Annotated in this window: 18 protein-coding genes, 1 tRNA gene and 1 pseudogene; 17 read left to right on the plus strand and 3 right to left on the minus strand. The window is 60.1% G+C overall.

The window, feature by feature from the left end; translation table 11 throughout:
• The 9 genes and pseudogenes from B9Z34_RS14620 to tatC all read left to right on the plus strand — a co-directional run.
• Window positions 1-210, plus strand: a pseudogene (locus B9Z34_RS14620) (hypothetical protein); the annotation flags it as partial.
• The gene (locus tag B9Z34_RS07560; protein WP_108427513.1) at window positions 207-461 is read left to right on the plus strand and encodes a Txe/YoeB family addiction module toxin; all 255 of its coding nucleotides are present in this window, start codon (window positions 207-209) and stop codon (window positions 459-461) included. The pseudogene B9Z34_RS14620 and the gene B9Z34_RS07560, both read left to right, overlap by 4 nt.
• Window positions 462-476: 15 nt before the next feature.
• Window positions 477-866, plus strand: coding sequence for a phosphoribosyl-AMP cyclohydrolase (hisI, locus tag B9Z34_RS07565; protein ID WP_108427514.1), 390 nt, complete (start codon window positions 477-479; stop codon window positions 864-866).
• Window positions 867-880: 14 nt separating this feature from the next.
• Window positions 881-1,249 (plus strand): phosphoribosyl-ATP diphosphatase, encoded by a 369-nt coding sequence (locus B9Z34_RS07570; protein ID WP_108427515.1) that lies wholly within the window; start codon window positions 881-883, stop codon window positions 1,247-1,249.
• 3 nt (window positions 1,250-1,252) lie between these two features.
• A complete protein-coding gene (locus tag B9Z34_RS07575) occupies window positions 1,253-1,615 on the plus strand; it encodes a hypothetical protein (RefSeq protein ID WP_108427516.1) in 363 nt (120 codons plus the stop codon).
• A 30-nt stretch (window positions 1,616-1,645) separates the two neighbouring features.
• Window positions 1,646-2,002 carry a histidine triad nucleotide-binding protein gene (locus B9Z34_RS07580; protein WP_108427517.1) on the plus strand — a complete coding sequence of 119 codons (357 nt, stop codon included), beginning with the start codon at window positions 1,646-1,648 and terminating at the stop codon, window positions 2,000-2,002.
• Window positions 2,003-2,111: 109 nt separating this feature from the next.
• Window positions 2,112-2,351, plus strand: a complete 240-nt coding sequence (tatA, locus tag B9Z34_RS07585; RefSeq protein WP_108427518.1) for a Sec-independent protein translocase subunit TatA — start codon at window positions 2,112-2,114, stop codon at window positions 2,349-2,351.
• A gap of 26 nt (window positions 2,352-2,377) precedes the next feature.
• Window positions 2,378-2,845: a Sec-independent protein translocase protein TatB gene (gene tatB, locus B9Z34_RS07590; protein WP_108427519.1), complete on the plus strand. Its 468-nt coding sequence runs from the start codon at window positions 2,378-2,380 to the stop codon at window positions 2,843-2,845.
• 42 nt (window positions 2,846-2,887) lie between these two features.
• Window positions 2,888-3,676: a twin-arginine translocase subunit TatC gene (tatC, locus tag B9Z34_RS07595; protein ID WP_108427520.1), complete on the plus strand. Its 789-nt coding sequence runs from the start codon at window positions 2,888-2,890 to the stop codon at window positions 3,674-3,676.
• A gap of 84 nt (window positions 3,677-3,760) precedes the next feature.
• On the opposite strand, the gene B9Z34_RS07600 is transcribed toward tatC, so the two are convergent.
• Window positions 3,761-4,915 carry a S1C family serine protease gene (locus B9Z34_RS07600; RefSeq protein ID WP_108427521.1) on the minus strand — a complete coding sequence of 385 codons (1,155 nt, stop codon included), beginning with the start codon at window positions 4,913-4,915 and terminating at the stop codon, window positions 3,761-3,763.
• Between the two features lie 82 nt (window positions 4,916-4,997).
• Here B9Z34_RS07600 and B9Z34_RS07605 point away from each other — a divergent pair, with 82 nt between their 5' ends.
• Window positions 4,998-5,750 (plus strand): Nif3-like dinuclear metal center hexameric protein, encoded by a 753-nt coding sequence (locus B9Z34_RS07605; RefSeq protein ID WP_108427522.1) that lies wholly within the window; start codon window positions 4,998-5,000, stop codon window positions 5,748-5,750.
• A 10-nt stretch (window positions 5,751-5,760) separates the two neighbouring features.
• Entirely contained in the window at window positions 5,761-6,837 is a 1,077-nt protein-coding gene (pdxA, locus tag B9Z34_RS07610) for a 4-hydroxythreonine-4-phosphate dehydrogenase PdxA (protein ID WP_108427523.1), read from the plus strand.
• 12 nt (window positions 6,838-6,849) lie between these two features.
• On the opposite strand, the gene mscL is transcribed toward pdxA, so the two are convergent.
• A complete protein-coding gene (gene mscL / locus B9Z34_RS07615; RefSeq protein ID WP_108427524.1) occupies window positions 6,850-7,281 on the minus strand; it encodes a large conductance mechanosensitive channel protein MscL in 432 nt (143 codons plus the stop codon).
• A 140-nt stretch (window positions 7,282-7,421) separates the two neighbouring features.
• Between mscL and petA the strand changes: the two genes are divergently transcribed.
• The 6 genes from petA (at window position 7,422) to B9Z34_RS07645 (ending at window position 11,529) form a co-directional block, all read left to right on the plus strand.
• Complete coding sequence (petA, locus tag B9Z34_RS07620) at window positions 7,422-8,018, plus strand: ubiquinol-cytochrome c reductase iron-sulfur subunit (RefSeq protein WP_108427525.1); 597 nt, start codon at window positions 7,422-7,424, stop codon at window positions 8,016-8,018.
• 11 nt (window positions 8,019-8,029) lie between these two features.
• Entirely contained in the window at window positions 8,030-9,439 is a 1,410-nt protein-coding gene (locus B9Z34_RS07625; protein WP_199220096.1) for a cytochrome bc complex cytochrome b subunit, read from the plus strand.
• Window positions 9,440-9,459: 20 nt separating this feature from the next.
• Window positions 9,460-10,224, plus strand: coding sequence for a cytochrome c1 (locus B9Z34_RS07630; RefSeq protein WP_369907621.1), 765 nt, complete (start codon window positions 9,460-9,462; stop codon window positions 10,222-10,224).
• Window positions 10,225-10,316: 92 nt separating this feature from the next.
• Window positions 10,317-10,928 carry a glutathione S-transferase N-terminal domain-containing protein gene (locus B9Z34_RS07635; protein ID WP_108427527.1) on the plus strand — a complete coding sequence of 204 codons (612 nt, stop codon included), beginning with the start codon at window positions 10,317-10,319 and terminating at the stop codon, window positions 10,926-10,928.
• Between the two features lie 17 nt (window positions 10,929-10,945).
• On the plus strand, window positions 10,946-11,395 hold the full coding sequence (locus B9Z34_RS07640; RefSeq protein WP_108427528.1) for a ClpXP protease specificity-enhancing factor: 450 nt from the start codon (window positions 10,946-10,948) through the stop codon (window positions 11,393-11,395).
• 58 nt (window positions 11,396-11,453) lie between these two features.
• A tRNA-Thr gene (locus B9Z34_RS07645) sits at window positions 11,454-11,529 on the plus strand.
• A 76-nt stretch (window positions 11,530-11,605) separates the two neighbouring features.
• On the opposite strand, the gene B9Z34_RS07650 is transcribed toward B9Z34_RS07645, so the two are convergent.
• Window positions 11,606-11,914: a DciA family protein gene (locus B9Z34_RS07650; protein WP_108427529.1), complete on the minus strand. Its 309-nt coding sequence runs from the start codon at window positions 11,912-11,914 to the stop codon at window positions 11,606-11,608.
• Window positions 11,915-12,058: the final 144 nt, after the last annotated feature.

Genomic DNA, 12,058 nt, shown 5'->3' on the forward strand with positions numbered 1-12,058 from the left:
TCGCCTCGGTGTTCGAGCACCATGCGGACAGCGCGTTCGCGCACCTCGGGTGAAAAACGGTTTGATTTCTTGCTCATGGCTCCATCTTCTCAAAGTGTGGAGCCTCCTCAAAATCCGGGGCGATTCACGCCTGCCAATGCGCGTCGCCTGCTGGCGTCTGTCGCGCAGCTCAATGCGGGGCAGGCTGTTGAGCGTGAGTTGCTCAAGTGAAACTGGTGTTTGCCGAGCTGGCCTGGGAGGACTATCTCTACTGGCAAAAGCAAGATCGCAAGCTGGTGGAGCGCATCAACAAGCTGATTGAAGCCGCATCCCGTGACCCCTATGTGGGCATAGGCAAGCCCGAGCCTTTAAAACACGCACTCTCTGGTTTTTGGTCGCGCCGTATTGATGACGAGCACCGCATGGTGTACCGCGTCACGGGCGATCAGCTGGAGATTGCCCAACTCAGGTTCCACTACTGAGTAAGATCACCCCCTATGAACTGGCTCGACAAAATCAAATGGGACGACAAAGGCCTGGTGCCTGTGATCGCCCAGGAACAAGGCTCCGGCGACGTGTTGATGTTCGCCTGGATGAACCGCGAGGCGCTGCAAAAGACCGTCGAGCTCAAGCGGGCGGTGTATTTCAGCCGTTCGCGCAACAAGCTGTGGTTCAAGGGCGAAGAGTCCGGTCATGTGCAGACGGTGCACGACATCCGCATTGATTGCGACAACGACGTGGTGCTGCTCAAAATCACCCAGCTGGGGCATGAGCCGGGCATTGCCTGCCACACGGGCCGCCACAGCTGCTTTTTCCAGAGCCTGCAAGCCGATGAATGGCAGGCGGCCGATCCGGTCCTGAAGGACCCCGAAACCATTTACAAGTGAGCGCCCCAAAGCCTATGACCAACCAGGACATCCTTGACCGCCTCGCGGCCGTGGTCGAAAGCCGCAAGCCCGCCAATGGTGGCGACCCCGATAAGAGCTACGTGGCCCGTCTGCTGCACAAAGGGCCGGACGCCTTTTTGAAGAAAATCGGCGAAGAAGCCACCGAGACCGTGATGGCCGCCAAGGACGTGGACCACGGGGGGGATGTGAACAAGCTGGTCTATGAAGTGGCCGACCTGTGGTTTCACAGCATGATTGCGCTGGCGCACTATGGCCTGACGCCCGCCGACGTGGTCAACGAGCTGGCCCGCCGCGAGGGGCTGAGCGGCCTCGAAGAAAAAGCCTTGCGCAAGGTGCAAGAGCGTGAACGCCTGGGCGAATGAGCCATGAATGAGCAACCGCTGGACGACAGCACCCACACCATCAGCTGGGTCAGCTACATCCTGCACCTGATCGTGGCGGTCAGTGCCGTCATTCCAGGGGCGCAGATGGGCCCGGCTTTGTTGATCGTGGCGCTGATCATCGATCTGGTCAAAAAAGGCGATGCCCCAGGCTGGGAGGGCACGCATTTCAGCTACCGCATCCGCACCGTGATCTGGGCGGCTTTGCTGTATTTGCTGACCTTGCCACTCTGGTTTTTCTTTGTTTTTCCGGGCTGGCTGGCCTGGGTGGCCATTTCCATCTGGTTTTTGTACCGCATTGTGCTGGGCATGGTGCGTCTGAACGGGCAGCGCCCCGTGACCGATTGATTCTTTGTTGACCTTCAAGCTGAAGTAGCCATGACCGACGCCAACTGTATTTTTTGCAAAATCATCGCGGGCCAGATTCCCTCGCGCAAGGTGTACGAAGACGAGCAGGTCTTCGCCTTCCATGACATTGCCCCTTGGGCACCCGTGCATTTCCTGATCATCCCCAAGCTGCACATCCCGTCGATGGCGCAGTTGGCACCGGAGCACGCCGCTTTGATGGGCCACATGATGACCCTGGCCCCCAAACTGGCCTTGCAGGAGGGCTGCAACCCTTACCCGGACGGAGGGTTCCGGATCGTGGTCAACAACGGCACCGAGGGCGGTCAGGAAGTGCACCATCTGCACATGCACGTCATGGGCGGCCCGCGTCCCTGGCTGCGGGGTTGATATCCGCTTGAAAACAAGCGCCCGGACCTCAATTCCTTGCTGGCGCAAGGCAGATCCGTTTCGGGGTGCGACACCCCTTAGAATCCAGCAACAACGTTAGGAGATATCCATGGGTTCCTTTTCCATTTGGCACTGGTTGATCGTGCTGTTGATCGTGGTCATGGTGTTTGGCACCAAAAAGCTCAAAAACATGGGCTCTGACTTGGGTGGCGCGGTCAAGGGCTTCAAAGACGGCATGAAAGACGGTGGCACCAAGCCCGAAGAGTCTGCACCCGCCGCAGGCCAGGTGGCTTCTTCGGCTTCCACCGAAAAAACCACCATCGATGTCGAAGCCAAGACCAAGTCTTGAGCATTTGAACGAGCGAACGCTGCACTGTGCTTGACTTAGGCATTTCCAAAATGGCGCTGATCGGCGTCGTGGCCTTGATCGTGATCGGCCCCGAAAAGCTGCCCAAGGTGGCCCGGACCATGGGTGCCTTGCTGGGCAAGGCGCAGCGCTATGTGGCCGACGTCAAGGCCGAGGTCAACCGGTCCATGGACCTGGAAGAGCTCAAAAAAATGAAAGAGTCGATGGAGACAGCTGCCCGCGATGTCGAGCAGACGGTCCAGACCACCGCCTCGGATTTTGAAAAAGACTGGGCCGACACGACAGCAGGTTTGACCCATGACCTGCCTGAACTTGACACCCCACCGCCCGAGTACAAACGCCCTGAGAAAAACTGGCGTCTCAAGCGCGGCGCTGTGCCCCAGTGGTACAAAGCGCGTTCGGGTGTACGCACCAAGGCCCTCTCGGGGGCGGCGCGGGTGGCGCGTTACCGCCCCAAGTCCCTCCATTCCCAGTGATGGCCCTGCACCTCGGGTGCCGGCTGTCCAACCCACTTCGCCATGTCTGACTCTCCTTCCAAGCCCGAAGACGAACTTGCTGGTTCCGAGCAACCGTTCGTCGCGCACCTGATTGAGCTGCGCGACCGATTGATCTGGGCGGTGGCAGCGATCGCGGTGGCCGCTGCTGCCTTGGCGATTTACCCGGGCCCTGGCGAGCTGTACGACATCCTGGCCGCGCCCTTGATTGTCCATTTGCCCAAAGGCGCGACCTTGATCGCCACCTCGGTGATTTCGCCCTTCATGGTGCCGCTCAAGATCCTGTTGATGACGGCCTTCCTGATCGCCTTGCCCATGGTGCTGTACCAGATGTGGGCCTTCATTGCGCCTGGCCTCTACGCCCATGAGAAAAAACTGGTGATGCCGCTGGTCGTGTCCAGCACCTTGCTGTTTTTCATTGGGGTGGCCTTTTGCTACTTCTTTGTGTTCGGTCAGGTGTTCAGTTTCATCCAGAGCTTTGCCCCGAAAAGCATCACGGCAGCCCCTGACATCGAGGCCTACCTCAGCTTTGTGCTGACCATGTTCCTGGCTTTTGGTCTGGCTTTCGAGGTGCCTGTGGCGGTGGTGGTGTTGGCCCGCATGGGCGTGGTCAGCATTCAAAAACTCAAGGATTTCAGGGGCTACTTTGTGGTGCTGGCCTTTGTGATTGCGGCGGTGGTCACACCGCCCGATGTGGTGTCTCAGCTGGCGCTGGCCATCCCCATGTGCTTGTTGTATGAATTGGGCATTTGGGCTGCGCAGATTTTCATCAAGCACACCCAAGCGCCCCAAGAGCCGGATACGGCGGCCTGATCGCTTGCTGGTTTGCCCAAACAAAAAAGAGGCCCTCGGGCCTCTTTTGCATGTTGAGTCGGTGAGTCAGCGTTGCTGAAATTCTCACTTGCGCTGCTTGGCAGCAGGGCGCTCTGCCGGGGTCAGGCGCAAATTGATTTCGCCCTGGCGACGCCAGATGTTCACTTCGGCCGGGACGCCGGGTTTCAGGCCGGCCACCTGGGTCAGCAGCTCAGACACGTTGCGCACAGGCTGCCCTGCCACCTTGACGATCACATCGCCGGGCCGAATGCCAGCGGCAGCAGCGGGTCCGTTTTTCAGCACACCCGTGATCACCACGCCCGCTGGCAAGGTCTGACCGGACTTGGGCAGCTGAAAGCTCTCGGCCAGCTCGGGCGACATGTCCTGGGGTTCGACCCCGATCCAGCCCCGGATGACCTTGCCGTTTTTCAGCAGATCCTGCATCACCTGCTTGGCCGTCGAGATGGGGATGGCAAAGCCAATGCCCATGCTGCCGCCCGAGCGGGAATAGATGGCGGTGTTGATGCCCATCAGGTGCCCATTCACGTCGACCAGCGCACCGCCCGAGTTGCCGGGGTTGATGGCGGCGTCGGTCTGGATGAAGTTCTCGAAAGTGTTGATTCCCAACTGGCTGCGCCCCAAAGCGCTGACGATGCCCGAGGTCACGGTCTGGCCCACGCCAAAGGGGTTGCCAATGGCCAGCACCACATCGCCTACTTGCAGCTCCTGGGTTTGCCCCAAAACGATCACGGGCAATTTGTCGAGGGTGATTTTGAGCAGCGCCAAATCGGTGTCGGGGTCGGTGCCAATCACCTTGGCGGCGGCCTTGCGGCCATCGGCCAGCACCACCTCGATGTCGTCCGCATCTTCGATGACGTGGTTGTTGGTCAGGACATGGCCTTCGGGGCTGACGATGACGCCACTGCCCAGACCAGCCGGGTTTTGCTCTTCCTGTTCGCCATAGAAAAAACGGAACCAGGGGTCCTGGCTTTGGGGGTTCTGGCTGTTGGCTTTGCTGGTGTTGATGCTGACCACAGCGGGAGACGCCAGCCGAGCCGGTGCACTCAGGCTGCCCGCTGGGCGGCTAAGTGGCGAGCCGATGGGGGCCTGCAGCAAGGTCATGCCATCGCCTGAGCGTTGTGCGCTGCGCAGCCACTCCGGCTGCAAGGTGGCCACCACAAACCAGACGGCCAGCAAAACTGTCACCCATTGGGAAAATAAAAGCCAATAACGTTTCATGGTGTCAGATTGTCCTTGATTCGTTGCCTGTGCACAGGTGCCTTGCGCCACAATAGTCCACCCAGACAGAAAGCCTTTCGCCATGACCCACGCCAAAATTCTGGGCCAGGCCTTTGACGCCTTGCTCCAACCCGACAAGTTCCGCGATTACGGCCCCAACGGCCTGCAGGTCGAGGGTGACCGCGATGTGCATTTGCTCGTCAGTGGGGTGACCGCCAGCCGGGCCTTGATCGAAGCGGCCATTGACGCCCAGGCCGATGCCATCGTGGTGCACCACGGCCTCTTTTGGCGTGGCCAGGACGGGCGCGTCACGGGCTGGATGCGCGAGCGCCTGCGCTTGTTGCTGACGCACGGCATCCACTTGTTTGCCTACCATCTGCCCCTCGATGCGCACCCGGAGCTGGGCAACAACGCCCAACTGGCCCGCGTGCTGGGTTTGCAAGCCGATGGCCGCTTTGGCGAGCAAGACCTGGGGTTTGTGGGTGCGGGGGCGCAAACCTGGTCGGGTGCCCAGGCCTTGGCGGACCATGTGGCGGCAACCCTGGGACGCTCGGTGATTTGCGTGGGCGACAGCGATCGGCCCGTCAGCCGGGTGGCCTGGTGTACCGGCGGGGCGCAAGGTTATTTCGAAGCGGCCATTGCCCAGGGCGTGGACGCTTTCATCACGGGTGAAATCTCGGAGCCCCAGGCCCATTTGGCGCGTGAAACCGGGGTGGCTTTTCTGGCCTGTGGTCACCACGCCACCGAGCGTTATGGTGCGCCGGCCCTGGCCACACATGTGGCGCAAGCGTTGGGTTTGCAACACCGATTCATCGAGATCGACAACCCGGCGTGAGGCCCTCTGCATGACGCCCCACAACGACCTGTCAACGGCGCCAATCCAGCGCCCGATCGTCCTCACACCGGGCGACCCCTGCGGCATTGGCCCTGAAATTGTGGCGCGGGCCTGGTGCCTCGCCCCTGACTTGACCCAGGGCTGTTTTGTGGCGGGCGATGTCGGCCTGATGCGCCGCGCCATGGCCTTGGTGCAAACGACCCCGACTTTCCCGGTATGCGAGATTGAGTCAGCTGCAGAGGCCCTGCAGGTGCCGCCACGCTGCCTTCCCGTGTTGCAGGTGGTGCCGCGGGCCCCTGTTTTGCCCTGGGGGCAAATCGATGCCCGTGCCGGGCGGCTCGCTGGCGAAGCCGTGCTTTGGGCGACCCGTGCGGCCTTGCGGCGTGAGGTGGCGGCCTTGGTCACGGCGCCTTTGCACAAAGAAGCCCTGCACGCCGCCGGGGCTCCCTACGACCAGTACCCGGGCCACACCGAGTTGTTGCAAGCCGAAGCGGCCAGACACCAAGGTGTGCCTGTGGCGCAAATGCCTGTGCGCATGATGCTGGCCAACGACGAGTTGCGCACGGTGCTGGTGAGTATCCACCTGTCGCTGCGTGAGGCGCTGGCCGCCGTCACGCACGACCGGGTGCTGGAGACCTTGCGCATCACCGATGCGTCATTGCGTGTTGTGTTGGGCCGCAGACCGCGCATCGCCGTCGCGGGCGTGAACCCCCATGCGGGCGAGGGCGGTTTGTTTGGCCACGAAGAAATCGACATCCTGCAGCCGTGCCTGGCCGTGGCCCGGCAAGAGGGGCTGGATGTGCATGGCCCTTATGCGCCCGATACGGTGTTCATGCGTGCACGTCAGCGGCCCGATGGGCAACGCGCGTTCGATGCGGTCATCGCCATGTACCACGACCAGGGCTTGATCCCGGTCAAGTACCTGGGGGTAGAGCAGGGCGTGAACGTGACCTTGGGGTTGCCGCTCATCCGGACCAGTCCCGACCATGGCACCGCCATGGACTTGGCAGGCCGGGGCTTGGCGGACGCCAACAGCTTGATCCAGGCGCTGCGCATGGCCCGCCAGATGGCCAGCGCGGCGCCCTGACCGGGGCTGGTTTCAGCCCTTGTTTTTCAGGCTGTCGCGGATTTCACGCAACAGCAAAACGTCTTCCGGGGTGATGGGGGCAGCGGCTGGCGCTTCCGGTGCGGGCTTGGCGGCGGTCAGCCGGTTCATCTGGCGGATCATCAGAAAGATGATGAAGGCCAGGATGATGAAATTCAGCGCCACCGTGAGGAAGCTGCCGTAAGCGAACACGGCACCCAGTTTTTTGGCTTCGACCAAGGACAAACCGGCTGCCTGACCGGCCAGACCGAGGTAGTAATTGGAGAAGTCCAGCCCGCTAAAGGCCCGGCTGACCAGCGGCATGATCAGGTCGCCAACCACCGAGTCGACGATCTTGCCGAAAGCGCCGCCAATGATCACGCCGACCGCCAGGTCCATGACGTTGCCTTTTACGGCAAAAGATTTGAATTCCTGAACAAATGACATCTCTGTAACTCCTGAAAGTGAAACCGAAGCGGCCGATTGTGAAGCAACATTGTGCGTCCAGAGGTCTTGTAAGTCGGTTGTTTGTTTCACTCCGCTACAATCTCGGGTTGACCCTGATAACGACTCGCTAGAGGATTCCCATGAGTGACACCCCAGTCGACAGCAGCAAGAGGACCTGGCTGATTGCCTCCACTTGCGCAGGTGCCGTAGGCGCTGGCTTTGTGGCCACCCCCTTCGTCAGCAGCTTTCAACCCTCCGAACGAGCCAAAGCGGCTGGTGCGGCTGTAGAAGTGGACATTTCCGCTTTGAACCCGGGCGAAAAGCTCACCGTCGAATGGCGCGGCAAGCCTGTCTGGATCATGAAGCGCTCGCCCGAGCAGCTCGAATCCCTCAAGAAGATCGAAGGCCAGCTGGCCGATCCTGCTTCGGACCGTACCGCTTACCCTACGCCCGAATACGCCAAAAACAGCCATCGCTCCATCAAGCCCGAGATCATGGTGGCCGTCGGTATCTGTACACACCTGGGCTGCTCGCCCGGTGACAAATTTGCGGCTGGCCCCCAGCCTTCCCTGCCGGACGACTGGCAAGGCGGTTTCCTCTGCGCTTGCCACGGCTCCACGTTCGACCTCGCTGGCCGCGTCTTCAAGAACAAGCCTGCGCCCGACAACCTCGAAGTGCCTCCGCACATGTACCTGTCCGACACCAAGCTGCTCATTGGTGAAGACAAGAAGGCCTGATGGAGAACGACATGGCTGAATTCAAAGAAATTTCCCCGAACGCCCCCGCTGGCGCCAAGTTGCTCAACTGGGTGGACAACCGCTTCCCGGCTTCCAAGCTGTACAAAGAGCACCTGTCCGAGTACTACGCGCCCAAGAACTTCAACTTCTGGTACTTCTTCGGCTCGCTGGCTTTGCTGGTGCTGGTGATCCAGATCGTGACCGGTATTTTCCTGGTCATGCACTACAAGCCCGATGCTGCCGTGGCTTTCGCCTCTGTCGAATACATCATGCGCGATGTGCCTTGGGGCTGGTTGATCCGTTACATGCACTCCACGGGCGCTTCTGCGTTCTTCGTGGTGGTGTACCTGCACATGTTCCGTGGCCTGATCTATGGCAGCTACCGCAAGCCGCGTGAGCTGGTCTGGATCTTCGGTTGCGCCATTTTCCTGTGCCTGATGGCCGAAGCCTTCATGGGTTACTTGTTGCCTTGGGGCCAGATGTCCTACTGGGGCGCCCAGGTGATCGTGAACCTGTTCTCGGCCATTCCTTTCATCGGTCCTGACCTGGCTTTGCTGATCCGTGGCGACTTCGTGGTGGGCGATGCCACCCTGAACCGCTTCTTCAGCTTCCACGTGATTGCCGTGCCGCTGGTCTTGTTGGGTCTGGTTGTGGCGCACATCATTGCGTTGCACGAAGTCGGCTCCAACAACCCCGACGGCGTGGAAATCAAGGGCCCCAACGCCCCCAAGGACGAGAATGGCCATCCCCTGGACGGCATTCCTTTCCACCCCTATTACTCGGTGCATGACATCATGGGCGTCAGCGTCTTCCTGATGGCGTTCACGGCGATTGTGTTCTTCGCCCCCGAATTCGGTGGTTACTTCCTCGAATACAACAACTTCATTCCGGCCGATCCGCTGACCACGCCCTTGCACATCGCACCTGTGTGGTATTTCACGCCCTTCTATTCGATGCTGCGTGCCATCACCAGCGAGATGATGTACGCCCTGATCGCCTGCGTGGTGATCGGTGCTGTGCTGGCTGTGGCCAAAGGCAAGCTGCCCACTTTGCTCAAGGGCGCTGTGGTCGGTGCCGCTGTGGTGATCTCTGCCCTGATGCTGGCCATCGACGCCAAATTCTGGGGTGTGGTCGTCATGGGGGGGGCCGTGGTCATTCTGTTCTTCCTGCCATGGCTCGACAACAGCCCTGTCAAGTCGATCCGTTACCGTCCTGACTGGCACAAGTACCTGTACGCCGTGTTCGTCATCAACTTCCTGATCCTGGGTTACCTGGGTGTGCAACCGCCATCGCCCATCGGTGAGCGCGTGTCTCAAGTGGGTTCCTTGTTCTATTTCGGCTTCTTCTTGTTGATGCCTTGGTGGAGCAAGCTGGGCACGCCCAAGCCCGTTCCTGACCGCGTGACCTTCACGCCTCACTGAGATCACGGAGATTCAAGAACATGAAAAACATCCAGAAACTCGCGTTGGGCTTTGTGATGGCCCTCGGTCTGATGGCCGGTGCCCATGCCGCTGGTGGCGGTATCGCCTGGGACAAAGCGCCCAAGAAAACCAACGACCTGGCCGCCTTGCAAAACGGTGCCAAGCTGTTCGTCAATTACTGCCTGAACTGCCACTCTGCCGCTTTCATGCGTTACAACCGCTTGAAAGACATCGGTTTGACCGAGCAGCAGATCAAGGACAACTTGCTGTTCACCACTGAAAAAGTGGGCGACACCATGAAGGCCGCGATCGATCCGGCCCAGGCCAAAGAGTGGTTCGGCAAGAACCCCCCCGATTTGACCTTGATGGCCCGTTCGCGCTCTGGCCACGGTGGCACCGGTGCAGATTACCTCTACACCTACTTGCGCACCTACTACCGCGACGAGACCAAGCCCACCGGCTGGAACAACCTGGCCATGCCCAACGTCGGCATGCCCAACCCCCTGTGGGAGTTGCAAGGTGAGCGCGAGCCGATCTTTGAAGAAAAAGACGAGCACGGCCACAAAGTCCAGATCTTCAAAGGTTGGAAGCAGAACAAACCCGGCACCATGACGCCTCTGGAATACGACCAGGCCGTGGGTGACCTGGTGGGTTACATGCAGTGGATGGCCGAGCCAGCCCAAAACACCCGTGTGCGCATCGGCGTCTGGGTCCTGATTTTCTTGTCGTTCTTCACTTTCATCGCCTGGCGTCTGAATGCCGCGTTCTGGAAAGACATCAAGTAATTGACGGTTCACCCGGCCGTGCCGCCGGGTCTTGTGGAGTGGTGGGTCTTTTTGGCCCCCCACTCTTTTTGATTTTTTGAGGAGCCTCCGCCATGATGGTGCTTTATTCCGGAACCACTTGCCCTTTTTCCCACCGTTGCCGTTTTGTGCTGTTCGAAAAAGGCATGGACTTTGAAATCCGTGACGTGGACCTCTACAACAAACCCGAAGACATCAATGTGATGAACCCTTACGGGCAGGTGCCGATTCTGGTCGAGCGTGACCTGATCCTGTACGAGTCGAACATCATCAACGAGTACATCGACGAGCGCTTTCCACACCCCCAGCTGATGCCGGGCGACCCAGTGGACCGTGCCCGTGTGCGCCTGTTCCTGCTCAATTTCGAGAAAGAACTGTTCACCCATGTCTTGACCCTGGAAAACCGCGCCCTCAAAGGCAACGACAAGGCCCTGGAAAAGGCCCGCTCGCACATCCGCGACCGTTTGACCCAGCTGGCCCCGGTGTTCCTGAAGAACAAGTTCATGTTGGGCGACAACTTCTCGATGCTGGACGTGGCGATTGCCCCCTTGCTCTGGCGTCTCGACTATTACGGCATTGAGCTGAGCAAAAACGCAGCGCCTTTGCTCAAGTACGCTGAGCGCATCTTCTCGCGCCCAGCCTACATCGAGGCACTGACGCCGTCCGAAAAGGTCATGCGCAAGTAAATTCGGGGAAGTCCACCATGATCAGCAGCACCGAACTGCCTTCCACGCGCCCCTATTTGATTCGGGCCTTGTACGACTGGTGCTCCGACAACGGTTTCACGCCTTATGTGGCCGTCAAGGTGGACCATTCGGTGCAGGTGCCGCGTGAATACGTGCAAGGCGGTGAGATTGTGCTCAACGTCAGCATGGATGCCACCAGTTCGCTCAAATTGGGCAATGAGTTCATTGAATTCAAAGCCCGCTTTGGCGGCAAGCCGCGCGACATCATGGTGCCCATTCACCGCGTCATGGCCATTTATGCCCGCGAAAACGGGCAAGGCATGGCCTTCCCCGTGAGCGATGACGAATCCAGCTCGGCCCCGGCCTTGTCGGCAGTGCCTGTGCTGGATGCACCTGTCGGCGAAGGGGATGAGCCCGTGCCGCCGACACCCAGCCCCACACGACCCGCCTTGAAACGGGTCAAGTGAAAAAATTAACGGTGTCAAGCCCGGAGACGGACTCGGATCACGTTAGAATCTAGCCCGTGCCGCTTTAGCTCAGTTGGTAGAGCACCCGCCTTGTAAGCGGTAGGTCGTCAGTTCGAATCCGACAAGCGGCACCAAAAACCTGAAAAGGCCCTGATCACAGATCAGGGCCTTTTTCTTTGGCAAAAAAGCTGGCGATGTCGCGGCAGCAGCTCAGGGCAGGCGGTTTTGCACCTTGATTCGGATGGAGGTCACGCCCAGGCCGTGGGTCGACAAATGGGCCTGCAAGGCAGGCACGAGCTGCCGCAGTTTGGCGGCCACCGCGTTCGAGCTGACCAGCAGGCACCAGCAGCCGTCCTCGATGGGGCCGGCCTGCACGCTGGCCCGCAGGGGCGCTGGCAGCAAGCTGCGAATGGCCTGCAAGCGTGCCGAAGACTCGCGCACCAGATCGGCCAATCGGGCGAAAGTCGGCGACTCTTGCGCGGCTTGCTGCAGGGGGATGGCTTGGTGGCGTCTTTGCATGGCAGAAGTTGTTCGTGCCCATTATCCGGCAGCCGATAAGGCTGGGTTTGGCTTGCCGAAAACCGGCATGGCCAGAGGCTAAAATCATCCAGTTACGCTGGGGCCTCTAGGGACCCGCCGGGGGCGTGGGGGGTATCCCGCAGG

Source organism: Limnohabitans sp. Hippo3 (genome assembly GCF_003063665.1).
In the GTDB taxonomy this organism is placed as follows: domain Bacteria; phylum Pseudomonadota; class Gammaproteobacteria; order Burkholderiales; family Burkholderiaceae_C; genus Limnohabitans_A.